The organism is Arthrobacter sp. B1805 (genome assembly GCF_002929745.1).
Lineage (GTDB): Bacteria > Actinomycetota > Actinomycetes > Actinomycetales > Micrococcaceae > Arthrobacter_D.
In genome coordinates this window covers 240,890-264,173 of the sequence record NZ_PJIQ01000005.1, presented here as the reverse complement: position 1 = coordinate 264,173, position 23,284 = coordinate 240,890, and the positions used below count along the sequence as shown (strand labels likewise).

The 23,284-nt window shown below is 68.1% G+C and carries 18 protein-coding genes and 1 tRNA gene; 15 read left to right on the top strand and 4 right to left on the bottom strand.

From position 1 onward, the window contains the following. The 9 genes from CXQ96_RS08020 (at window position 1) to CXQ96_RS07980 (ending at window position 6,906) form a co-directional block, all read left to right on the top strand. The gene (locus tag CXQ96_RS08020) at window positions 1-1,128 is read left to right on the top strand and encodes a prephenate dehydrogenase (RefSeq protein ID WP_104117504.1); all 1,128 of its coding nucleotides are present in this window, start codon (window positions 1-3) and stop codon (window positions 1,126-1,128) included. Between the two features lie 59 nt (window positions 1,129-1,187). Continuing rightward, window positions 1,188-1,886: a (d)CMP kinase gene (gene cmk, locus CXQ96_RS08015; RefSeq protein ID WP_104117549.1), complete on the top strand. Its 699-nt coding sequence runs from the start codon at window positions 1,188-1,190 to the stop codon at window positions 1,884-1,886. An 84-nt stretch (window positions 1,887-1,970) separates the two neighbouring features. Continuing rightward, complete coding sequence (gene der / locus CXQ96_RS08010; protein ID WP_104117503.1) at window positions 1,971-3,527, top strand: ribosome biogenesis GTPase Der; 1,557 nt, start codon at window positions 1,971-1,973, stop codon at window positions 3,525-3,527. Between the two features lie 77 nt (window positions 3,528-3,604). Further along, a tRNA-Pro gene (locus tag CXQ96_RS08005) sits at window positions 3,605-3,678 on the top strand. Between the two features lie 197 nt (window positions 3,679-3,875). Next, window positions 3,876-4,262: a glycine cleavage system protein GcvH gene (gene gcvH / locus CXQ96_RS08000; RefSeq protein ID WP_104117502.1), complete on the top strand. Its 387-nt coding sequence runs from the start codon at window positions 3,876-3,878 to the stop codon at window positions 4,260-4,262. Window positions 4,263-4,334: 72 nt separating this feature from the next. After that, window positions 4,335-4,826: an FHA domain-containing protein gene (locus CXQ96_RS07995; RefSeq protein ID WP_104117501.1), complete on the top strand. Its 492-nt coding sequence runs from the start codon at window positions 4,335-4,337 to the stop codon at window positions 4,824-4,826. Window positions 4,827-4,834: 8 nt separating this feature from the next. Beyond that, complete coding sequence (locus CXQ96_RS07990; protein WP_104117500.1) at window positions 4,835-5,584, top strand: MerR family transcriptional regulator; 750 nt, start codon at window positions 4,835-4,837, stop codon at window positions 5,582-5,584. Window positions 5,585-5,595: 11 nt separating this feature from the next. Beyond that, window positions 5,596-6,099: a bifunctional nuclease family protein gene (locus CXQ96_RS07985; RefSeq protein WP_104117499.1), complete on the top strand. Its 504-nt coding sequence runs from the start codon at window positions 5,596-5,598 to the stop codon at window positions 6,097-6,099. A gap of 219 nt (window positions 6,100-6,318) precedes the next feature. Then, entirely contained in the window at window positions 6,319-6,906 is a 588-nt protein-coding gene (locus CXQ96_RS07980) for a MerR family transcriptional regulator (RefSeq protein WP_104117498.1), read from the top strand. A gap of 69 nt (window positions 6,907-6,975) precedes the next feature. Here CXQ96_RS07980 and CXQ96_RS07975 read toward each other — a convergent pair whose 3' ends face one another. After that, window positions 6,976-7,797, bottom strand: a complete 822-nt coding sequence (locus CXQ96_RS07975) for a ParA family protein (protein WP_104117497.1) — start codon at window positions 7,795-7,797, stop codon at window positions 6,976-6,978. Between the two features lie 243 nt (window positions 7,798-8,040). Between CXQ96_RS07975 and CXQ96_RS07970 the strand changes: the two genes are divergently transcribed. From CXQ96_RS07970 to CXQ96_RS07960, 3 genes are all read left to right on the top strand, one after another. Next, complete coding sequence (locus CXQ96_RS07970) at window positions 8,041-11,475, top strand: pyruvate carboxylase (RefSeq protein ID WP_104117496.1); 3,435 nt, start codon at window positions 8,041-8,043, stop codon at window positions 11,473-11,475. 116 nt (window positions 11,476-11,591) lie between these two features. Beyond that, window positions 11,592-13,115, top strand: a complete 1,524-nt coding sequence (locus tag CXQ96_RS07965; RefSeq protein ID WP_104117495.1) for a MinD/ParA family protein — start codon at window positions 11,592-11,594, stop codon at window positions 13,113-13,115. Between the two features lie 20 nt (window positions 13,116-13,135). Continuing rightward, window positions 13,136-14,539 carry a mycothione reductase gene (locus CXQ96_RS07960; RefSeq protein WP_104117494.1) on the top strand — a complete coding sequence of 468 codons (1,404 nt, stop codon included), beginning with the start codon at window positions 13,136-13,138 and terminating at the stop codon, window positions 14,537-14,539. Between the two features lie 45 nt (window positions 14,540-14,584). Here the strand turns inward: CXQ96_RS07960 and CXQ96_RS07955 are convergent, their stop codons facing one another. Next, entirely contained in the window at window positions 14,585-16,393 is a 1,809-nt protein-coding gene (locus tag CXQ96_RS07955) for a long-chain fatty acid--CoA ligase (protein WP_104117493.1), read from the bottom strand. Window positions 16,394-16,529: 136 nt separating this feature from the next. On the opposite strand from CXQ96_RS07955, the gene CXQ96_RS07950 reads away from it, so the two are divergent. After that, window positions 16,530-17,618: an ROK family glucokinase gene (locus CXQ96_RS07950; protein WP_258058945.1), complete on the top strand. Its 1,089-nt coding sequence runs from the start codon at window positions 16,530-16,532 to the stop codon at window positions 17,616-17,618. 103 nt (window positions 17,619-17,721) lie between these two features. Here CXQ96_RS07950 and CXQ96_RS07945 read toward each other — a convergent pair whose 3' ends face one another. Further along, entirely contained in the window at window positions 17,722-18,282 is a 561-nt protein-coding gene (locus CXQ96_RS07945; protein ID WP_104117492.1) for a hypothetical protein, read from the bottom strand. Between the two features lie 322 nt (window positions 18,283-18,604). Here CXQ96_RS07945 and CXQ96_RS07940 point away from each other — a divergent pair, with 322 nt between their 5' ends. Together CXQ96_RS07940 and CXQ96_RS07935 are read left to right on the top strand one after the other, a co-directional pair. Next, the gene (locus CXQ96_RS07940) at window positions 18,605-19,465 is read left to right on the top strand and encodes a 1-acyl-sn-glycerol-3-phosphate acyltransferase (protein ID WP_104117491.1); all 861 of its coding nucleotides are present in this window, start codon (window positions 18,605-18,607) and stop codon (window positions 19,463-19,465) included. 77 nt (window positions 19,466-19,542) lie between these two features. Next, entirely contained in the window at window positions 19,543-20,925 is a 1,383-nt protein-coding gene (locus CXQ96_RS07935; protein WP_104117490.1) for a class II 3-deoxy-7-phosphoheptulonate synthase, read from the top strand. 75 nt (window positions 20,926-21,000) lie between these two features. Here the strand turns inward: CXQ96_RS07935 and CXQ96_RS07930 are convergent, their stop codons facing one another. Next, the gene (locus CXQ96_RS07930) at window positions 21,001-23,277 is read right to left on the bottom strand and encodes a Stk1 family PASTA domain-containing Ser/Thr kinase (RefSeq protein WP_104117489.1); all 2,277 of its coding nucleotides are present in this window, start codon (window positions 23,275-23,277) and stop codon (window positions 21,001-21,003) included. Between the last annotated feature and the right edge of the window lie 7 nt (window positions 23,278-23,284).

Sequence of the window (23,284 nt, the reverse complement as noted above, 5' to 3'; positions counted from 1 at the left end):
ATGATCACGCGCACGGATCAGGGAACGCACCTCACCGGGCCCGTCCTCGTCGTGGGGGCGGGGCTGCTGGGCGCGAGCATCGGATTGGGGTTGCGGGCCCGCGGGCTCGACGTCGTCCTGTCCGACAGCTCGCCGTCGACGGAGGCCGTGGCGCGCGACATCGGCGCGGGTCGGCTCCTCGCCGAGGGGCAGGGCCCGGGGGAGGAGTTGTCCCCGGAACTCGTCGTCGTCGCGACGCCGCCGGACGTCACCGCTCGGGTGGTCGCGGATGCGCTGCTGAAGTATCCGGGGGCCATCGTCGTCGATATCTGCAGTGTGAAGGAAGCGATCCTGGCCGAGCTCACCGCGACACCCGACGTTGCTGAGCAGCTGTTCCGCTACGTGGGCACGCACCCGATGGCGGGCCGCGAGAAGTCCGGTCCCGTTGCTGCCCGTGCCGAGCTGTTCACCGGTGCTCCCTGGGTGCTGTGCGCCCATGCCACCAGCGCCCCGGAAGCAGTCCTGTGCGCGGAGTCACTCGCGGTCGATCTCGGCGCGGTGCCCGCGCGCATGTCCGTCGAGGAGCATGACGAGGCCGTGGCCCTGATCTCGCACCTGCCGCAGGTCGTGTCGTCGCTCGTGGCGAGCCGGCTGCAGGATTCCCCGGTGCAGGCCCTGTCGCTCGCGGGCAACGGGCTGCGCGACGTCACGCGCATCGCTGCAAGCGATCCGCGGCTGTGGGTGCAGATCCTGTCGGCCAACGCCGGTCGCCTCGTCGACATCCTGTACGGGGTGCGCGAGGACCTCAACCGCCTGATCGGCACCCTCGAGGACCCGACGGCCGGTGGCGCCCGCCTCGACATGGCCCAGCTCATGTCGGAGGGGAACGCCGGGCAGGCGCGTGTGCCGGGCAAGCACGGGACGCCGCCGAACTCGTTTGCGCGACTGACGGTGCTCGTCGACGACGTGCCCGGCCAGATCGCAAAGCTCCTCACGGAGATTGGACACACCGGTATCAATGTGGAGGATTTCCGCCTGGAGCACTCGCCGGGACGCGAAGTGGGCCTTGCGGAGCTCTCCGTGCTGCCCGGTAAACGCCACGATTTGACGGAGTCCCTGACGCAGCGGGGTTGGAAGGTAGTGCAGTGAGTCAGATTTCAGCAGAGATCGCGCAGGCGTCCGAGGCGACGGATCCGACGGGGGAGGCGGTGCCGTCGAGCCCGCATTCCGGTTTCCGCCTCGGCAAGTCGCTCGTCGTCGCCATCGACGGCCCGTCCGGCTCCGGGAAGTCGAGCGTCAGCCGTGAGGTTGCGCGACGCCTCCGGGCGGCCTACCTCGATACGGGAGCGATGTACCGGGCGGTCACGCTGCAGTGCATCGCCACGGGGGTCGACCTGCAGGACAGCGCGGCGGTCGAGGCAGTGGCCCGGTCCATCGAACTCTTCATCAGCACGAGCCCCGACCGCGAGTCCGTGACCATCGCGGGCGACGACGTCACCGCTGCTATCCGCGAACCGCGGGTCTCCTCGGCGGTGAGCGCCGTAGCGACGACGATGGGCGCCCGTGCCGAGCTCATCCGCCGCCAGCGTGCGCTGATCGCGGGCGCCGGTCACCGGATCGTGGCCGAAGGACGCGACATCACCACGGTCGTCGCACCCGACGCCGAGGTCCGCATCCTGCTGACGGCGAGCGAGGAAGCCCGGTTACGACGCCGCGGCGATCAGCTCGGCGGAACACAGTCGGAGGCGCAGCTGAAGCAACAGGTCATCGATCGCGATGCGAAGGACTCGACGGTGGTCAATTTCCGTCAGGCTGCGGACGGCGTCGTCACGCTCGACTCCTCGGATCTGGACTTCGAGCAGACAGTAGCCGCCGTCCTCGGCATCGTGCGCACCGTGGCGCATTAGCCGCAGTACCACCCTGAACTTACGGGCGTGAGCCCACCAGAATCACCGTCGGGAGACGGTGAACACCAACCGAAGGAACAAACGATGAGCGAGAACCTTTCGCCGAACGCGACGGACCAGGGTCCCGCAGCCGACGAGGACTACGTGCCGAGCGGCGAGGACCACGTCAGCGAGCTGCTCGAGAACCTCGACGACGCCGAGGCCGAGCAGCGCGCTGCGTCCCTGCGCGCGGGCCTCGAGGACTACGAGCTCGACGACGAGGACGCTGCGCTTCTCGCCCGGCAGGACGAGGACTACGACGACGACGCGGAGGGCCGGCTCAATCCCGTGCTCGCCATCGTCGGGCGACCGAATGTCGGCAAGTCCACTCTCGTGAACCGCATCCTCGGACGCCGCGAGGCCGTCGTCGAGGACACCCCGGGCGTGACGCGCGACCGGGTGTCGTACCCCGCCCAGTGGACGGGCCGGAACTTCACCCTCGTGGACACGGGCGGCTGGGAGCAGGACGCGAAGGGCATCAACGCACGCGTCGCCGATCAGGCGGAGATCGCTGTCGACATGGCAGATGCCGTCCTGCTCGTCGTGGACGCGACGGTCGGCGCGACGGCGACCGATGAAGCCGTGGTGCGCATGCTGCGACGCAAGAAGAAGCCCGTGATCCTCGTGGCCAACAAGGTCGACGACATCCAGAACGAGGCCGACGCGTCCGTGCTGTGGGGTCTCGGCTTCGGGCAGCCCTGGCCGGTCTCCGCCCTGCACGGACGCGGTACGGCTGACATGCTGGACAGGGTCCTCGAGGTGCTGCCCGAGTTCTCGGAGCACGGCGGCATCGAGCGATCCGGTGGTCCGCGCCGGATCGCACTCATCGGTCGTCCGAACGTCGGCAAGTCCTCGTTGCTCAACAAGCTCGCCGGATCCGAACGCGTCGTGGTCGATCCGCTCGCGGGCACCACCCGCGACCCGGTCGACGAGATGATCGAACTCGGCGGGCGCACCTGGCGCTTCGTCGACACCGCAGGCATCCGTCGCCGCGTGCACATGCAGCAGGGAGCGGACTTCTACGCTTCACTGCGGACGCAATCGGCTTTGGAGAAGGCGGAAGTCGCCGTCGTGCTCCTCGCCGTGGACGAGGTGCTCAGTGAGCAGGACATCCGTATCCTGAACATGGCCATCGAGTCGGGCCGCGCGATCGTGCTGGCCTTCAACAAGTGGGATCTGCTGGACGACGAGCGCCGCCGTTACCTGGAGCGCGAGATCGAGCAGGACCTGGCGCACGTGGAGTGGGCTCCGCGTGTCAACATCTCCGCGCTCACCGGCTGGCACAAGGACCGCCTGGTGCCGGCCCTCGACGTCGCGCTGGAGTCCTGGGACCGACGCATCCCCACGGGACGCCTCAACGCGTTCCTCGGCGAGCTCGTCGCCGCCAACCCGCACCCGGTGCGCGGAGGCAAGCAGCCCCGAATCCTCTTCGGCACGCAGGCTTCGAGCCGTCCGCCCAAGTTCGTGCTCTTCACCACCGGCTTCCTCGACCCCGGCTACCGCCGCTTCATCACACGCCGCCTGCGCGAGACCTTCGGGTTCGAGGGCACGCCCATCGAGGTCAGCATGCGCGTCCGCGAGAAGCGGAGCCGCAAGCGCTGACGCCTCCCCGGTGTGCCGACCCGCTCCCGGAATGATGTATTGTTATCCGAGTGGTTTGGCCTGCTGGACAGGCTGATCGGGATGTGGCGCAGCTTGGTAGCGCACTTGACTGGGGGTCAAGGGGTCGCAGGTTCAAATCCTGTCATCCCGACACTGCAGGGCCCGTTTCCATCGGCGATACGCCGGAGGGAGCGGGCTTTTTGCATGTCGCAGGGATTCCTCCGATGAGGGATATTTCCCGTCTGAGAGGTGCGTCACGGCTCTGCCGGTTGTGCCTATACTCGACCAGTACCCGCACCAGGCGGCACGTCCAGCCGCCTCTGCACCCCGCGCGTCCGAGAGGCAAGCATGAGCACGATTCCCGATGGCCTGTACTACACCGCGGAGCACGAGTGGGTCAGTGAGCCCGCCATCGACGGTACCGTGCGCGTCGGTATCACCGACTTCGCCCAGGACGCCCTCGGCGATGTCGTCTACGTCCAGATGCCCGAGGCAGGGACCGGCGTCACCGGTGCCGATGTCATCGGAGAGGTCGAATCGACCAAAAGCGTCAGTGACATCTACGCGCCCGTGACGGGCGAGATCGTAGCCCGGAACGAGGCGCTCGACGACGACCCCTCCCTCATCAACTCGGATCCGTACGGCGAGGGCTGGCTGCTCGAGATCAAGGTCTCCGATCCCTCCGTGGTGCAGGGCCTCCTGAGTTCAGCCGATTACTCCCAGCAGGTAGGCTAGGTCTACCCGGCGAAGGCAGCAGGGGCGGTTCGGTCGGCGACGATCGGACCACGCAGTAGGGGAGGAATACCGATGACGCCCAACGTGAACGCAGCCGTGAATGGAGAAGAGCCGAACATGACGTCTCCTGAGACAACGACGATCGGGATGCCGCCGCAGGCAGCGACGTCGGAGCTGGAACGGCATCTGACGCGCGAGGAGCAGGCGTCCGTCGCTGCCCTGCCTGCGGGATCGGCGCTGCTGATAGCCCACTCCGGACCGAACGCGGGTGCGCGTTTCCTGCTCGACGAGGACGTCACCAAGGCCGGCCGCCACCCGAACGCGGACATCTTCCTCGATGACGTCACGGTCTCCCGGCAGCACGCCGAGTTCCGTCGCACTGCCAACGGATTCATGGTGGTCGATACCCGGAGCCTCAATGGCACCTACGTCAACAACGACCGCGTGGACAGCGTTGCCCTCCGCAATGGCAACGAGGTACAGATCGGCAAGTTCCGGTTGACCTTCTACGCCGCACGTACCGCTTCGGGCCACGCCGCGCAGCACTCCTCAGCGCAGGCCTAATCCGGTTCATGCCTGTCTCCCAACCCGCCCGTAGCCCGGCCGGCATCGCTTCGGTCCACCCCGGTGCCGGGGTCCTCACCATCGGTGAGGTCCTGCGCGAGTTGACCGAGGAGTTCCCCCAGGTCACGGCTTCCAAGATCCGGTTCCTGGAGGAGAAGGGGCTGATCACGCCGCAGCGCACGCGTGCCGGGTACCGCAAGTACGCAGCGCACGACGTCGAGCGTCTCCGCTTCGTCCTGGCGCTGCAGCGCGACCAGTACCTCCCCCTGAAGGTCATCAAGGACTACGTCGACGCGATCGACCGCGGTGAGCGACCCGATTCGCTGCCCGGGGGCATGACGCTGTCCCCGCGCGTGGTCTCGGACCAGTTGTCCCTCGAACTGAATGCGCACTCGCGCAGACTGACGGCGGAGACGCTGGCCGCGGAGGCAGGAGCGCCTCGCAGGCTCGTCGACGACCTCGTGAGCTTCGGGCTGATCACCGCCGTCGACAACCGGTTCGACGAGCACGCGCTCAAGATCATCAAGGCGTGCGTGCAACTCGAGGGACATGGCATAGAGCCGCGCCACCTGCGGCCGTTCCGTGCGGCCGCCGACCGCGAGCTCGGACTCGTCGAACGCGTCGTCGCGCCGGTGGCATCGCGCAAGGATGTCGCGTCGAAGGCCCGCGCGGCAGAGACGGCCCGCGAGATCAGTGAACTCTGCCTCGGTCTCCACAGCGCCCTCGTGCACAGCCACATAGCCCGAATGGACAGTTAGGCGGCTCTCCCGTGATCGAAGTAGAAGTGGTAGGCGTACGGATCGAACTGCCATCGAACCAGCCGTTGGTGCTGCTCAGGGAGACTGCGGGGGAGAGGCACCTGCCCATCTGGATCGGAGCGCCCGAGGCCAGCGCGATCGCCTTCGTACAGCAGGGCATCGTGCCGCCCAGACCCATGACCCACGACCTCCTGGTCGACGTCGTGGCGGCCGCCGGGAAGGAGATCACGGAGGTGCGCATCACTTCCGTCGAGGACACCGTGTACCACGCACAGCTGGTGTTCAGTGATGGCGTGACGGTGAGTTCCCGCGCCTCCGACGCGCTTGCCGTGGCGCTCCGCGTACCCTGCCCGATCTATTGTGCCGACGAGGTGCTCGCCGTCGCCGGCGTCGAGATCGCGGACGCGGACGCCGAGGACGCCGAGGAGGGCGACACCGAGGAGACCGCAGAGAAAGAGGTGCTCCAGTTCCGCGAATTCCTGGCGGACGTCGAGCCCGAGGACTTCGAGCGCTGAGGCGGTCCTGCAACCGCGCACTCCGGGATCGAGGGGTGCGACACGGGCGACACGCCCATTCTTGGAGTGCTGCATCTTTGACCTCGACCCCCGCGCGGCCTAACGTCGAAGCATACAGTTCCCATTGCGTGTGTGGGGGGCTCGGGGCACCCTAGGTGCGCACCCGACGTTCCACCCCGAACAGCAGACTTCCCCGGGAACCCGACGAGGAGGCAGCACGTGAGTCCGAAGGGTGACGCCGGCAAGGCAACCAGCCCGGCAGGCGCTGGTATCCCACCGAGCGCCCAGGGCCTACTCTTCACGGAAGATTTGCCCGTCCTCGACGAAGACGCCGGATACCGCGGCCCCACGGCCTGCAAGGCGGCAGGCATCACCTACCGCCAGCTCGACTACTGGGCCCGCACAGGTCTCGTCGAACCGGCCGTGCGCGGCGCCTCCGGCTCGGGCACCCAGCGCCTGTACGGCTTCCGGGACATCCTCGTCCTGAAGGTCGTCAAGCGGCTGCTCGACACGGGAGTCTCCCTCCAGCAAATCCGCACGGCGGTCGAACACCTGCGTGAGCGGGGCGTCGAGGATCTCGCCCAGATCACCCTCATGAGCGACGGCGCCAGCGTCTACGAATGCACGTCGGCGGACGAAGTCATCGACCTCGTGCAAGGCGGGCAGGGCGTGTTCGGCATCGCTGTCGGGCGCGTGTGGCGCGAGGTCGAGGGAAGCCTCGCGGCTCTCCCCAGCGAGCATGCTGCAGAGCAGGATTTCCCCGGCGACGAACTCAGCAAGCGGCGCGCGACGCGGAAGATCAGCTGACCGAACCGTCCGGGCCGATCAGACGTCGCGCCCGTGACGGAGGTACCGGTTCTCCACAGCTAGGAGTGGCTAGCGCCTCGCGCTACGGCTTCGCATCCTGCCGGAATCCATCACGCTCTTCAGCAGGTCGTCGAAGTAGCCTGCAGCCTGCTGGGCGGACTCGCCCGGCCAGTGGTGCACGGAGTGGGCGGCGCCCTGGATCTGCTGCCAGTTGGCCTGCTCCGGAATCGTCGGGCTCAGCAGCAACTCCCCGAACATCTGCTTCATCTCGTTCAGACGGAACGAGTGTTCGTTGGAGGTGGAGCGCACACGGTTGGCGACGATGCCGGCCGTCTGCAGATTCGGCGCGAACTCCTGGCGGAAGAGCTCCAATGCACGCATGGTGCGCTCCGTGCCCGCAACGGAGAACAGGCCTGGTTCGGCTACGAGGAGGACCTTGTTGCTCGCGGTCCATGCGATGCGCGTCAGGCCATTGAGTGAAGGCGGGCAGTCGACCAGGACGAGGCTGTAGCCCTCGACGCGGGAGAGCAACGTCGCCAGACGGCGTTGGTCCCGACGCCCGAGGTCCGGCCTGTCATAGATGCCCGAGTACGCGGAGCCCATGGCGACGTCGAGGGTGGAGGACGCAGTGGTCTGCTTGGACGCGGTCGCAACCCAGCCGCTGGGAACCGTGTTGCCGCCCAGGTCGCCGCGACGTGCGTTCTTGAGGAGGCGTCCGACGTCGATCTGGCCTGACGGCCGCACCCCGAGACCGGTGGTTGCGTCAGCGTGCGGGTCCAGGTCGACCACCAGCGTCGGAATTCCGGCCGCCAATGCTGCCGAGGCGAGCCCCAGAGTGACCGATGTCTTCCCCACGCCGCCCTTGAGGCTGCTGATGCTCACTACCTGCACGTGATAAACCCATACCTATCTGTAGCCGCCGCCGGGCAGGCGGGTCGCATATTGATCCCCGACCATCATAGGGCGATCCGGTGCGGCGCCCCGTTCCGCCGCGGTTCCCCGTCCAACAGCTCCACCCGGGTGCGCCCTCCGACGGATCCGGCAGCGGCCCGACAATGAGCGCGCCCCCGGAATGGCCGGCGGGTAGGATCGACGCAGCGTGAAGAACCCGACCGGCAAGGATGCAGGAGTGCGATGTTCTCGAAGATTCTGGTAGCTAACCGTGGCGAGATCGCCATCCGCGCTTTTCGGGCCGGGCATGAGGTGGGCGCGAAGACGGTCGCTGTCTTTCCGCACGAGGACCGCAACTCGATCCATCGGCAGAAAGCGGACGAGGCATACCTGATCGGCGAGGAGGGCCACCCGGTCAGGGCGTATCTGGATATCGACGAGATCATCCGTGTCGCCACGGAGGCCGGGTGTGATGCGATCTATCCGGGGTACGGGTTCCTGTCGGAGAACCCGGGCCTGGCCCGGGCCGCGGCGGACGCCGGAATCACGTTCGTGGGCCCGCCCGCGGATGTGCTGGAGCTCGCGGGGAACAAGGTCAAGGCATTGGATGCTGCTCGGGCTGCGGGCATACCGGTATTGGCGTCGTCACGTCCGAGCGCGGACGTGGCCGAGCTGATCGCGGCGGCGGACGAGATCGGGTTCCCGGTGTTCGCGAAGGCCGTGGCGGGTGGCGGTGGCCGCGGGATGCGGCGGGTCGACACGCGTGAGGCGTTGCCGGAGGCCCTGGAGTCGGCGATGCGGGAGGCGCAGTCGGCGTTCGGGGATCCGACGATGTTCCTGGAGCAGGCGGTGCTGCGGCCACGGCATATCGAGGTGCAGATCCTCGCGGACGCGCAGGGGAATGTGATGCACCTGTTCGAGCGGGACTGCTCCCTGCAGCGCCGCCACCAGAAGGTCATCGAGATCGCTCCTGCCCCGAACCTGGACGAGGGGATCCGCCAGGCGCTGCACAGGGATGCGGTGAAGTTCGCGACGGCCCTCGGGTACGTGAACGCAGGAACGGTGGAGTTCCTGGTGGACACGGTCGGGGAGCGGGCGGGACAGCATGTCTTCATCGAGATGAACCCGCGCATCCAGGTGGAGCACACCGTCACCGAGGAGGTGACCGACGTCGACCTGGTGCAGTCCCAGCTGCGCATCGCCGCGGGCGAGACGCTCGAGGACCTCGGTCTGTCGCAGGACACGGTGACCCTGCGCGGCGCCGCCCTGCAGTCGCGGATCACCACGGAGGACCCGGCCAACGGCTTCCGGCCCGATGTCGGGAGGATCTCCGCGTACCGCTCCGCCGGGGGTGCCGGAGTGCGACTGGACGGCGGCACGGTGTACGCGGGGGCGGAGATCAGCCCGCACTTCGACTCGATGCTCGTCAAGCTCACCTGCCGTGGCCGGGACTACCCGTCGGCCGTGACCCGGGCCAGGCGCGCCCTGGCGGAGTTCCGGGTCCGCGGTGTGTCAACGAACATCTCCTTCCTGCAGGCTGTCCTGGATGACCCGGATTTCATCGCGGGCAATGTGGCGACGTCGTTCATCGATGAACGTCCCGAGCTGCTCACCGCCAGGGTTCCGGCGGACCGGGGCACCAAGCTGCTGACCTGGCTCGCCGATGTCACCGTGAACCAGCCCAACGGTGCACGGCCGGCGCACCTGGACCCCCGCCAGAAACTGCCCGCCCTGCCTACCGAACACGCTGACCGCGATGCCGGGCCGAAGGTCCCCGCGCCGGTGTCGGGGAGCCGCCAGCGTCTGCAGGAGCTCGGGCCGGAGGGCTTCGCGCGTCATCTGCGGGAGCAGACAGCGGTCGCGGTCACGGACACGACCTTCCGGGACGCCCACCAGTCGCTGCTGGCGACCCGTGTGCGGACGTCGGATCTCGTGGCGGCCGGTGCTTCGGTGTCACGACTGACGCCGGAGCTGTTGTCGGTCGAGGCATGGGGTGGAGCGACGTACGATGTCGCGCTCCGTTTCCTGGGCGAGGATCCGTGGGAGCGCCTCGACGCGCTGCGCCGCGAGGTGCCGAACATCTGCCTGCAGATGCTGCTGCGAGGAAGGAACACCGTCGGCTACACCCCGTACCCGGAAGCGGTCACCGCCGCTTTCGTGCAGGAGGCGGCCTCGTCGGGGATCGACATCTTCCGGATCTTCGACGCGCTCAACGACGTGTCCCAGATGGAGCCGGCAATCCGGGCGGTCCGAGACACCGGGACCGCGGTCGCCGAAGTAGCGCTCTGCTACACGGCGGACATGCTCGATCCCGCGGAGGACCTCTACACCCTGAACTACTACCTGGAGCTGGCGCAGCGCATCGTCGACGCGGGCGCGCACATCCTCGCGATCAAGGACATGGCAGGGCTCCTCCGTCCGGCCGCGGCCGCGAAACTCGTCTCCGCCCTGCGCGAACGGTTCGACCTGCCGGTGCATCTGCACACCCACGACACCGCCGGTGGTCAGTTGGCCACGCTGCTGGCAGCGGTCGACGCCGGCGTGGATGCCGTCGACGTCGCCAGCGCACCCCTGGCAGGCACGACGAGCCAGCCCTCGGCGTCAGCCCTGGTTGCCGCCCTGGCCCATACTCCGAGGGACACGGGACTGGATCTCGGAAACGTGTGCGCGCTCGAACCCTACTGGGAAGCAGTGCGGCGCATGTACGCGCCCTTCGAGTCAGGGCTTCCCGGCCCCACCGGCCGCGTGTACCGGCACGAGATCCCGGGCGGGCAGCTGTCCAACCTCAAGCAGCAGGCCATCGCCCTGGGCCTGGGGGAACGCTTCGAGGCCATCGAGGACATGTACACCGCGGCCGACGGGATCCTGGGCAGGCTCGTCAAGGTCACTCCATCGTCGAAGGTCGTCGGCGACCTCGCTCTGGCCCTGGTCGGCAGGAACGCCGACCCGGCGGAGTTCGAGCAGAATCCCCAGGACTATGACATCCCCGACTCCGTCATCGGGTTCCTGAACGGGGATCTGGGCAACCCTCCGGGTGGCTGGCCCGAGCCCTTCCGGACGAAGGCCCTGCAGGGACGGGAACTCAAACCCCGCGACGCCGAGCTGTCCGACGACGACGAGGCGAAGCTCGCAGGCACCTCCTCGGAGCGCCGCACTGCGCTCAATACCCTGCTGTTCGCCGGGCCGACGAAGGAGTTCACGGCAACGCGCGACACCTACGGTGACGTGTCCCTGCTCAGTACGGCTGACTACCTCTACGGCCTGCAGCCCGGGATCGAGCACGTCATCGAGCTGGAGAAGGGCGTGCGGCTCATCGCGACCCTGGAAGCGGTGTCCGAACCTGACGAGAAGGGCATGCGCACTGTGATGTGCACGCTCAACGGCCAGATGAGGCCCGTCAGTGTCCGTGACCGGAGCATCGCCAGCGACGTCGAGGTGGCAGAGAAGGCTGATCCCGGCAATCCGGGCCATGTCCCCGCGCCTTTCGCCGGATCGGTGACCATCACCGTCACCGAGGGGCAGGCCGTCAACGCCGGCGACACCGTCGCCACCATCGAAGCGATGAAGATGGAAGCCAACATCACCAGTCCCATCAGCGGCACGGTACAACGCGTTGCGCTCGACGGCGCCGGACCCGCGCAGGGCGGTGATCTCCTCCTGGTGGTGGCCCCCGCGTGAGGTGGACCGGGCCTTCCTGCGGGCAGGGGCCGGCACGCTAGAGTGGGGCGCTGGAATCAGTGCGGCCGCTCCGGTCCGATCGACGGAGCGGCCCGGCCGACGATGTGTGAGGAACCATGGCAAGCGACCCGAATGAGCCCCTGAACGGCGGCACCGACGGCACGACGGGGAATCCGACGCACGGCGTGCCGATCGTGCCGGGCGTCCCCTTCATCGAGCCCGCCCCGAACCAGGGGAGGGATGGGGAACCACGCGAAGCCACGGGTGGGAACGGAACCGTCGATGACGGCGCGGCAGGTGCAGCCGATCCTGCCTTCAGGGACAGCAGGGACAGCAGGGACAGCAGTGAGCCCACCCATGAGTCGTCACCGAAGGACGCAGCCGGTTCTGCTGACAATGTCGCTTTCCACCTGGACGCCTTCGCTGTGCCGGTCACGACCGTCCCCCCAGCCATCCTGCAGGGACCGGCCCTCACCGTTCCGGCCTTCCCGCCGTCCGCACCGACCGCTCCGTCCGCTTCGACCGCTCCGTCCGCTTCGACCGCTGCGACCGCTGCGACCGCTGCAGGTGACGACCGCCGGGTCGCCGCCTCGCAGCAGGCAGCTGTGCCGGGAGGCACCGTTTCCTCGACCGACGCCGTGGTCCTGACGGACGGAGCGGTTGCGCAGGGAAAGCCGGTGACGGAACGCAGCGCCCGGCGGGAGAAAGAGGTCGGACCGGAGCCCGCGTCGGCGCTCACGGCCGATCGGCTGCTCGTCGCAGCCGACAAGCCTCCGGTTGCCGGCTGGCGGAGGTGGCTCCACGCCATCACGTTCGGCCGCGTCAATGTCGGGGATTCCGACGCCGTGCGCGTGCAGCGTGCGCTCGAGCACCGCATCTCCGTCAGGCTCGGCGGCCGGACGCGCTATGTTCCCGTCCTGTCCCGCAAGGGTGGTGTCGGCAAGACGACCGTGACGACGCTCCTTGGTATGGCACTCGCCGATCTTCGCGAGGACCGCATCATCGCGATGGATGCGAACCCCGACCGCGGCACGCTGTCGGACCGCTCGCCGGGCCGTGCCGACTACACAGCCCGCCAGCTCGTGCAGAATCGCTACACGATCGAATCGTTCGCCCAGCTGGCGGGCTACGTCACCCGCGACGGCTCCCGGCTCCATGTGCTCGCATCGGACACCGACCCGGCCGTGGCACAGGCTTTCGACGATTCCGACTACCGCGCCGTGACGGACGTCCTGAGCCGCTACTACTCCATCGTCCTGACCGACTCCGGGACCGGCATGGTGCACTCCGTCATGAAGGGCACGCTGGAGAAGGCGGACTCCGTGGTGCTGGTCTCGGGTGGAAGCGTCGACGAGGCGAGGCTTGCCTCCGAGACGCTCAGCTGGCTCGAGGCGCATGGTCGGCAGGACCTGCTGGCGAAGGCGATCGTCGTGATCAACCTGTCCTCGGGCAACGGGACACAGGTCGACATCGCCCAGATCGAGCAGCACTTCCGCTCGCGTGTCTCCACCGTCGTCCGGATCCCCTACGACCGTCATCTGGCGGAGGGCTCGCGCATCGATCTGGCCAAACTACGCCCCACAACCAGGCGGGCGGTGACCGAACTGGCGGCGCTTCTGGTGGACCAGCTCGCGTCCTGACCGCGGCTAGACTGCGTCCTGTGACCCACTACGACCTCGCCATCATCGGCTCCGGCTCCGGCAACACGCTCATTACACCCGAGTGGGATGACCGGAAGGTCGTGCTCGTCGATGGCGGAACCTTCGGTGGGACGTGCCTGAACGTCGGCTGCATCCCGACGAAGATGTACGTCTACCCGGCGCTCCTGGCATCGGCACCGGCAGACTCGTCGCGGCTCGGCGTCGATCTCTCCCTCGACGGTGTGCGGTGGCGGGATATCCGTGACCGCATCTTCACGCGCATCGACGCGATATCGAGCGGTGGACGCGCGTACCGTGCCGACGAGCTCGAGAACGTCACCTTGATCGAGGACTACGTCCGGCTGACGGGGGAGAGGTCCTTCCAGACACCGGTCGGCGATCTGATCACGGCCGACCAGCTGGTGATCGCGACCGGGTCCCGAGCCGTCCTGCCGGACATTCCCGGGATATCCCTGCCCCAGGTCCACACCTCGGACACCATCATGCGCGTCGATCAGCGTCCGAGGAGACTGCTGATCGTCGGAGGAGGTTACATCGCGGCGGAGTTCGCCCATGTCTTCGCCGCCTTCGGTACCAGCGTGACCATCGCGGTCCGCTCCGGCGCCATGCTGCGCCACCTCGACCACACGGTGTCCGAAGCCTTCTCGGAGCAGGCGGCGGAGCAATGGGATCTTCGACTGGACACCGACGTCACCGGGATCGCCGCGAACGACGACGGAAGCGTGACCGCCAGCCTGAACGGACCGGCGGGTCCGACCCCTCTCGAGGTCGACATGGTCCTGGTCGCCGTCGGTCGGGTTCCGAACACCGACAGGCTGGGAGCGGCGGACGCCGGACTCGACCTGCACGACGACGGGCGCCTCGTCGTCGACGAGTACCAGCGGGTCCTCCGCAGCGGGAAGCCCGTGGACGGACTGTGGTCGCTCGGCGACGCGAGTAGCGGGTACCAGCTCAAGCACGTGGCGAATCACGAGGCAAAGGTCGTCGCCCACAATCTGCTGCATCCGCAGGACTTGCGGGCGAGTGACCATCGCTTCGTGCCGTCCGCGGTCTTCTCACACCCGCAGGTCGCCTCCGTCGGCATGACCGAGGAGCAGGCACTCGGACACGCGGAGGCTACCGACACCGCGATCGTCACGGCGGTGCAGCACTACGGCTCGACGGCGTACGGCTGGGCCATGGAGGACACCCAGGGATTTGTGAAGCTCATCGCGGAGCAGGCGAGCGGACGGATCCTCGGCGCGCACATCATCGGTCATGAGGCATCGATGATCATCCAGCCCGTCATCCAGGCGATGTCCTTCGGGCTCGATGCCCATACGATGGCGCGGGGTCAGTACTGGATCCACCCGGCCCTGACCGAGGTGGTCGAGAACGCGCTGCTGAACCTCAAGACCGGCTGACGTCCTCCCCGGCCGGTTCCGGAGCCGGGGAGACCGCGTCCGGACCTAGACCTTGGCCGTCGAGTAGATCGACTCCACGACGTCCGAGTAGTCCTTCAGGACCTGCGCCCGCTTGATCTTCATCGACGGCGTGAGGTGACCGGTGGCCTCGGTGAAGTCGGTCGGTACGATGCGGAACACCTTGATCGCCTCCGCACGCGACACGGTCGTGTTGGCGGTATCGACGAGCTCCTGGATCTCGGCGAGGACCGCCGGGTGCTCCGCGGCTTCCGCCGTCGTGGTGGCGGCCGGTAGGTGGTGCCGCTCGAGCCAGCCCGGCAGCGCCTCCTCGTCGAGGGTGACGAGTGCCGATATGAAGGGACGCTGGTCACCGACCACCACGCACTGCGAGACGAGGGCGTTGGCGCGGATCGCGTCCTCCAGCAACGCCGGGATGACGTTCTTCCCGCTGGCCGTCACGATGATCTCCTTCTTGCGGCCCGTGATGCTCAGGAAGCCGTCCTCATCGAGTTCGCCGATGTCACCCGTCCGGAACCAGCCGTCCACGAAGGCCTCCTCGGTCAGGTCGGGGCGGTTGAAATAGCCCTTCATGACGCAGACACCCTTCGCCAGGATCTCGCCGTCGTCCGCGATCCTGACGGCGTTGCCCGGAAGGGGCGCTCCAACCGTTCCGATCTTGATGCGCTTCGGGGTGTTCACGGTGATCGGTGCGGTCGTCTCGGTTAGGCCATAGCCCTCCAGCACCATGAGCCCGATGCCGTGGAAGAAGTGTCCGAGCCGGTCTCCGAGGGGCGCGCCACCGGAGACTGCGTGCTGGACACGGCCTCCCATCGCGGTCCGGATCTTGCCGTAGAGCAGCCGGTCGAAGAGTGCGTGTTTGACCTTCAGACCCAGTGGGATCTTTCCGGCCTGCTCTGCCTTCGACCAGGCGATGGCGACGTCGGCACCCGCATGGAAGATCTTGCCCTTCCCGCCGTCCTCGGCTTTCAGCATCGAGTTGTTGTAGACCTTCTCGAAGACGCGCGGGACCGCGAGGATGAACGTCGGTTTGTAGCTCTGCAGGTCCGGCAGCAGGTTCTTGACGTCGGGCGTATGGGCGACGGTGGCGCCCGCAGCAACGCAGAGCACGGAGATGAAGCGCGCGAAGACGTGGGCCAGGGGGAGGAACATGATGGTCTGGGCGCCCTCGTGGGCGACCTCCGGCAGTGCGGCAGCACCGTTCTCCGACAGCTCCACGAAGTTGCCGTGGGTCAGTTCGCAGCCCTTGGGCTTGCCGGTGGTACCGGAGGTGTAGATGATGGTCGCGATGTCGTCGAGGCCGGCATACGCGCGCCGGTCGGACAGGGTCTGCTCGTCTGTCCCGACACCGGCGGTCCTCAGCGTGTCCAGTCCGTCGCCGTCGAACTGCCAGACGTGCTGGAGGGACTCGATGTCCTCGAGCGCGACGGCTTCGCGGACCACGTTCTCGTGACGCGCGGATTCGACGAAGGCTCCGACGGCACCGGAGTCACTGAGGATCCACGCGACCTGCGCCGGGGAGGACGTCTCATAGACGGGCACGGAGACGGCGCCGGCGAACCAGATCGCGAAATCCGCCAGGGACCATTCATAGCGGGTGCGGGCCATGATCGCCACGCGGTCGCCCGGTTGCACGCCCGAAGCGATCAGGCCCTTGGCGACGTCCTCGACCTGACGGCGGAACTCGGTGGCCGAAATGTTCTCCCATTCGCCGGACGCACCTTTGACGGCGAACAACGCGGGATTCGACGGCTTGGCCGCCTGCCGGACGACGAGGTCGGTCGTATTGGTCTGGCGGGGAACGTCCACGAGGACGGGAACGCTGATGTCGCGCACGATAGCTCCTTTGGTATCACTCGACCGTGGGTGGCTTTCAGCCTATAGCTTCGCCTGCTCGAATCACTGTCCAGTAATGTACGAATCGGTAACGGTGGCGTGCACACGCTTCCCTTGGGGACGACGAAAGGACTGCATGCCGATCATGCCGGAGGCCGCCGGCCCACGCGCCCGCCGACCCCGGACCGACGTCGGTCCCGCGTGGCGGGGGAACGGCCAGTTGAGCGCGCGGGCCGCCCGCAGCACCTTCCCCAACCCGGCACGTCGCGGCCTGTCGGTTGGCATCGATATCGGCGGGACGAAGGTCGCCGCCGGGGTGGTCGACGTGCGGGGCCGGATCCTCGCCGAGGCACGCCGGGCGACGCCGGGCCAGGATGCGCGCGCGGTCGAGGAGGTCATCGCGGAACTCGTTCGCGAGCTGTCACGCGAGTATCGGATCCGCTCGGTCGGGATCGGCGCGGCCGGGTGGATGGACCTGTCGAACAGCACTGTCCTGTTCAGTCCCCACCTGGCATGGCGCAACGAGCCGCTGCGCCATAACCTCGAGAAGCTGCTGCGACGCCGCGTTACGGTGGTGAACGACGCGGACGCCGCTGCGTGGGCGGAATGGCGATTCGGTGCGGGGAGGGGCGAGTCCCGCCTGGTCTGCGTCACCCTCGGTACGGGGATCGGCGGCGCCATGATCATGGGTGGGCGCGTCGAGCGGGGCCGGTACGGCGTGGCGGGGGAGTTCGGGCACCAGATCATCGTTCCGCAGGGGCACCGCTGCGAGTGCGGGAACCGCGGCTGCTGGGAACAGTACGCCTCCGGCAACGCGCTCGGGCGCGAGGCGCGGGAGCTGGCCGCGGCGAACAGCCCGGTGGCGCAGGCCATCATCGCCGCAGCTCCGGGCGACGGATCGCCCATCACGGGCGCGCTCGTCACCCGGCTGGCGATGGAGGGCGATCCGGCCTCCCGTGAACTGGTCGACGACGTCGGCCAGTGGCTGGGGCTGGGGCTCGCCAACCTCGCGGCCGCCCTCGACCCGGGAACCTTCGTCATCGGCGGTGGGCTCAGCGCAGCCGGTGAACTCCTGCTCGATCCGGCGAGGCGGGCGTTCGGGAGGAACCTGACGGGCCGAGGCTTCCGACCCGCGGCGCGGATAGAGCGCGCGGCGCTGGGGCCGGAAGCGGGGCTCATCGGAGCAGCCGATATGTCGCGCCTGCTCTCCCGCAGCGGTACGTGACCGGCGCTCCTGACGACGGTGGAGGGTGGCCCGGGCCCGGCGCTGGACGATCGAGCTGAAGGGTCGCGCTGGGATCGCCGGGCTGGTCGCGCCAGGCTGGTCGCTAGACCTCGGCGCCGTCGTCCCCTATGTCGCGATGCTTCGGCAGCTTCGTGACGAGGTAGCCGGCGCCGGCCAGGAACAGTGCGAGGACCCCGAGCGTGGCGGCCAGCGGCGCGTCACGCCAGAACATGGCGAAGAGGAGCAGCAGGATTGGCCCGCCCGCGGCGCCGATCCAGGCGAGGACCGTCAGCGGATCGCCCGTACCGAGGGGCGGCGGCTCCTCCGGCACGAATCCCTCGTCGTCTTCAGGTCCGTCGGGTGGGCTGTAGTCGCGGGGTCCCGTCGACCGGAACGGCTGATTGCGGAAGATGGCATCCGCCCTCTCCCTGTCCGTGAGGCCGGCACCGCCCGCGCCCGTCTCACCGAGGGGCTCTGCCGCGTCCGGCCTGCGATGGGCTGCTTCATCCTGGTGCGGACCCTGGGCCGTCACGGGCGAGGCGCCCTGGGCAGGGGGGACGTCCGGCGAACCGGAGTCCGTGGGCGTTCCTTCCAGGCGTGCCACGAGATCCTGCCAGACGGCGTCATCAGTGGATTCGTTCGGTTCCTGACCTCGGGGGCCCATACTTTGCTACCTGCTGTCGCGTGCTGCGGCTGGGGTCGGACGGTATCCGGCCCGGCGTCGTGGAAATCAGAGGGCGTGCTCGTCTAATCGTGGGCACAGCGCGCCGCTACGTCAACCGTCCGTCCGCGTGTCGACAGCGCTCGACAGGCCCGGTACCACGGCATCGCACCTCGGGAGGATACGGCAGGGAGTCGCCCTGCCCGCCGCGGGTCTTCCCGACGCCGGAACCAGCCGACGGCACCGCGTCCTTAGAGTAGGCTTCCACATGAAAAAGCGGGCGGCATGCCATATGCCGCGCCGTCCATGCAGGGAGGCTGGCAGCGTGTTCTATTGGGTGATGAAGCGGATCATCGTCGGTCCGATCCTCAACCTCCTGTTCCGGCCATGGGTCAAGGGGCTCGACAACATCCCGTCGTCAGGCCCCGCGGTAATCGTCAGCAACCACCTGTCGTTCTCCGATTCGATCTTCCTCCCGATCGTCGTCCCGCGGCCGGTCGTCTTCCTCGCCAAGTCCGAGTACTTCACGGGCAAGGGCCTCAAGGGTCGTCTGACGGCGCTCTTCTTCAGGCTGTCGAACCAGTTGCCCATGGACCGTTCGGGTGGCGCGGCGTCGTCGTCGTCACTGTCCGCCGGCATGGACATCCTCAACGAAGGCGGCATCCTCGGCATCTACCCCGAGGGAACCCGCAGCCCCGACGGCCGCCTCTACCGCGGCAAGACCGGCGTCGCCAAACTGGTCCTGGCCACGGGCGTTCCTGTCATCCCGGTGGCGATGATCGGCACCGACAAGGTGCAGCCCATCGGCCGGCGCATCCCGAACATCCGGCGTGTCGGGATCATCATCGGCGAACCGCTCGACTTCTCCCGCTATGAGGGGCTGGAAGACGACCGCTTCGTCCAGCGGTCCGTCACGGACGAGATCATGTACGAGCTCATGCGGCTGTCGGGCCAGGAGTACGTCGACGCCTACGCCAGTACGGTCAAGGAACGCCTCGCCGCCGAGAAAGCTGCCGGGCGCAAGACGCCGAAGCCCGGAGCGGACACCCGCCGGGCCGCGGTGAGGATGTCGAACGAGGCCGCCGGCCCGGCCCCCGGCACCGTCACGGAGATCGGTCGCACGGCTCCTGCAGAGGGACCCGTCGGGACGGATGACGGTCAGAACGCCGGCCCGCCCGCCGGTTAGCGTGACCGCCGTCGGACTGTGAAGCGGCGATGACGGGCCGAATCGGGAGCCCGACGCGCAGCCGGTAGAATTTCGGTGTGACTGATTCACTAGCTCCCGTCCTCCCGCGTACAGCGGAACCTGCCTCGTCCACCACCCAGGGCCTCGATGCCTGGCGTTCGATGACCGCAGTCCAGCAGCCTTCGTGGCAGGATCCTGGAGTCTATTCGGCGTCGGTCAAGGAACTCTCGAGCCTGCCTCCACTCGTCTTCGCCGGTGAGGTCGACGTACTGCGTGAACGGCTCGCCGCCGCCGCGCAGGGCAAGGCCTTCCTCCTTCAGGGCGGCGACTGCGCCGAGACCTTCGACGGGGCAACCGCCGACAAGATCAGCGCCCGCGTGCGCACGATCCTCCAGATGGCCGTCGTCCTGACCTACGGCGCGTCGCTGCCCGTGATCAAGATGGGCAGGATGGCGGGCCAGTTCGCCAAGCCCCGCTCGTCCAACGACGAGACACGCGACGGCGTCACACTCCCCGCCTACCGGGGCGACATGGTCAACGGCTATGACTTCACCCCGGAGAGCCGTGGGCACGACGCGTCACGCATGGTGAAGGCGTACCACACGTCGGCATCGACGCTGAACCTGATCAGGGCCTTCACCCAGGGAGGGTTCGCGGACCTGCGGCTCGTCCATCACTGGAACAAGGGCTTCATGGCCAACCCGGCGCACTCCCGCTACGAGTCACTCGCCCGCGAGATCGACCGTGCGGTGCGCTTCATGGATGCCTGCGGTGCCGATTTCGAGGCGCTGAAGCGCGTCGAGTTCTTCGCCAGCCATGAGGCCCTGCTCCTCGACTACGAGCGCGCGCTGACCCGCATCGATTCCCGCACGTCTCTGCCGTACGACACGTCGGCACACTTCCTCTGGATCGGTGAGCGGACCCGCGACATCGACGGCGCACACGTCGACTTCCTGTCCCGCGTGCGGAACCCGATCGGCGTCAAGCTCGGACCCTCGACGTCGGGGGACGACGCCCTCGCGCTCATCGACAAGCTCGATCCGAACCGCGAACCGGGCAGGCTCACGTTCATCACCCGCATGGGCGCGCAGAACATCCGCGAGAAGCTGCCGAAGCTGGTCGAGCGCGTCACCGGCTCGGGGGCCCAGGTCCTCTGGGTGACGGACCCGATGCACGGAAACACCGTGACGTCCCCGAACGGGTACAAGACCCGCAACTTCGACGACGTCATCGACGAGGTACGTGGTTTCTTCGAGGTGCACAACTCGCTGGGAACGTTCCCCGGCGGCCTGCACGTCGAGATGACGGGCGACGACGTGGCCGAATGCCTCGGCGGCGCCGATCCCATCGACCAGGAGGCGTTCGTCGAGCGGTACGAATCGGTGTGCGATCCCCGCCTCAACCACATGCAGTCCCTGGAGATGGCGTTCCTCGTCGCGGGCGCCCTCTCGAAGAGCTGAGGTCCGACGACCAGGGAGAACGACTGAAGGCGGCCACCCCGGTGGCCGCCTTCAGTCGTTCCGCCGGAGCCTGTCCTAGGTGACCGTGATGCGAATGGTCGTACCCTCCGGCTGCTCGCCCGACGGGCTCTGGCCCGCTACCAGCCCGAGCACCGCACTGCCGAAGGTGTAGTCGACCTGCACGGCGAACCCGGCCGCCTCGAGGGCGTCGACCGCGCGACCCTCCGGCAACGAGAAGACGTTCGGCACCTTGACCATGCGCGGCCCCTGGGACAGTGTCAGCGTCACTCGCGTTCCGCGCGGAACACCGACGCCCGAAGGGTTCTGGCCGAGCACGGCGCCCGCCGGCACGGTGCGGCTGTACTCCGGGACATCGCTCACCACCGCTTCGAGTCCGGCATCCGAGAGTGCGGTGACTGCTTCCCGCTCGGTGAGCCCGACGACGTCGGGGACTGCGACGGGCGCGGGTCCGAGGGACACGACAAGGTCCACGGTGGAGTGGCGGCGACGCTCCGCCCCGTGCTCCGGGGCCTGGCGGACGACGTCGCCCGCCGGTACGGACTCGCTGTACTCCTCCTGCAGGCCGCCGACGGCGAGCCCGGCATCCTGGAGCTCCGCGCCGGCGTCCGATCGTGTGAGACCCAGCAGGTCCGGAACCCGGAACAGCTCTGGGCCCTTCGAGACGATGAGTTCGACGCGCTCGAAGCGTCGCACCTCCGAGAAGGCACCCGGATCGGTAGCGACGACGAGTCCTGGCTGCACCTCCTCGTCGAACACTTCCTCGGTGGACAGCGTCGCCAGCCCTTCCTCGCCCAGGGCGGCACGTGCTTCCGCAAGCGGTACATTGGCGACGTCGGGGAGGGAGACCACGCCTGCCGGCCCCGCGCCGAGAAGCCAACCCGCTCCTGCGACGAGGGCTGCGAGGAGCACCAGCAGGACCACGAGCAGGCGCACCGAGCGATGCGCGGCCCGGCTGCGGAGGGTTTTCTGCGGTCGCTGCGCCTGCCGTGCCTGCTGCCTCTTCGACAGTGGAGCAGCACTGCTGCCCCCGTGCCGTGCGGATGGTCCATCGGCCGGAGCGTCGACGAAGCGGGCGTCGGAACGCAGTCCCGGCTCATCGTCGGCTGCGTCGTCGTCCCAGGTGCCGTGCCGGTGGTCGTGCTCGGCCTCGTTCCTACTGAACCGAGAGGTGGCGTTCGGGTTCGGCAGTCCCTGATGCACGGGCGACGGCGGCCTCGGTGGCATCGCTCCGATCACCCGCGTCGCGTGCCGATCGCCGCTGATGACACGCGTCGTGTCGTCGCCGTTCCCAACCCCGGGCAGCACCTCCGTCCAACCGGACGGAGCGGTCGTGCCGTCGTCGTACCGTGACGCTGCGCGCTTGAACACCTCGGTCCGTGCGTCGTCCAGGGGAGAAGGGGGTACGACGGCGACTGTGGGGTGATCCTGGTGCTGAGGCAGCACGCCGGCATCAGCTGCCGTAAAGTCCAGGTCCTCGTCGCTCAGGGTGGTACGGATGTGCCTCAGTTCGCCCAGGAGTGCCGATCCGTCGACCGGACGGTCCTCCGGATCCCGCGAGGTGCACCACTGGACGAGTTCGTCGATATCGGGTGCAAGTCCGGGTAGGAGTACCGATGGTGCCGGAACGTCGGCCTGCGCGTGCTGCAACGCGACCTGGATGGGATTCTCGCCCGTGAAAGGCTGCTGTCCCGTAAGGAGCTCGTACAGCATGACGCCGGTGGAGTAGATGTCGCTCTGGGCCTCGGCCGGGCGGCCGAGCACCAGCTCGGGCGAGAGGTAGGCGGCGGTCCCGGCCAGCGTCGCCGTCCCGGTAGCGGCAGAGACCGCGCGGGCGAGGCCGAAATCGGCGATCTTCACCTGGCCGCTGTCGGACAGCAGGACGTTCTCGGGCTTGACGTCGCGGTGGATCAAACCGGCCTCGTGTGCTGCGGCCAGACCCTCCACCACGGCGTCCAGCAGCACGAGGGCGTGGCGTGGGGTCAGGCGGCCGTGCTCGCGCAGGACGTCGCGCAGGGTCCTGCCGGCGACGAACTCCATGACGAGGTAGGCGACTGGCTGTCCACCGACGTCGTCCACGCCCTGGTCGAGGACACCGACCACGTGGGGATGGGACAGGCGCGCCGCGGACTTCGCCTCCTGCTCGAAGCGGTCGATGAAGCCGGGCTCCTCGGCAAGGTGGGGGTACAGGACCTTCAACGCCACCCGGCGGTCCAGCCTATGATCCGTGGCCAGATAGACAGTGGACATGCCGCCGCGGGCCAGACGCGAATGGACGAGATAGCGTCCGTCGACGATCGCGCCCTCGAGAGGGTCCTTCCGTTGCTGGTGCACCTCTCGA

Coding starts and splice junctions, on each gene's coding strand:
- CXQ96_RS07995 (WP_104117501.1), top strand. CDS start 4,335: ATGACGCCCAACGTGAACGCAGCCGTGAATGGAGAAGAGCCGAACATG.
- CXQ96_RS07990 (WP_104117500.1), top strand. CDS start 4,835: ATGCCTGTCTCCCAACCCGCCCGTAGCCCGGCCGGCATCGCTTCGGTC.
- der (WP_104117503.1), top strand. CDS start 1,971: ATGAGCGAGAACCTTTCGCCGAACGCGACGGACCAGGGTCCCGCAGCC.
- CXQ96_RS07945 (WP_104117492.1), bottom strand. CDS start 18,282: ATGGGCCCCCGAGGTCAGGAACCGAACGAATCCACTGATGACGCCGTC.
- gcvH (WP_104117502.1), top strand. CDS start 3,876: ATGAGCACGATTCCCGATGGCCTGTACTACACCGCGGAGCACGAGTGG.
- CXQ96_RS07965 (WP_104117495.1), top strand. CDS start 11,592: ATGGCAAGCGACCCGAATGAGCCCCTGAACGGCGGCACCGACGGCACG.
- CXQ96_RS08020 (WP_104117504.1), top strand. CDS start 1: ATGATCACGCGCACGGATCAGGGAACGCACCTCACCGGGCCCGTCCTC.
- CXQ96_RS07970 (WP_104117496.1), top strand. CDS start 8,041: ATGTTCTCGAAGATTCTGGTAGCTAACCGTGGCGAGATCGCCATCCGC.
- CXQ96_RS07950 (WP_258058945.1), top strand. CDS start 16,530: ATGCCGATCATGCCGGAGGCCGCCGGCCCACGCGCCCGCCGACCCCGG.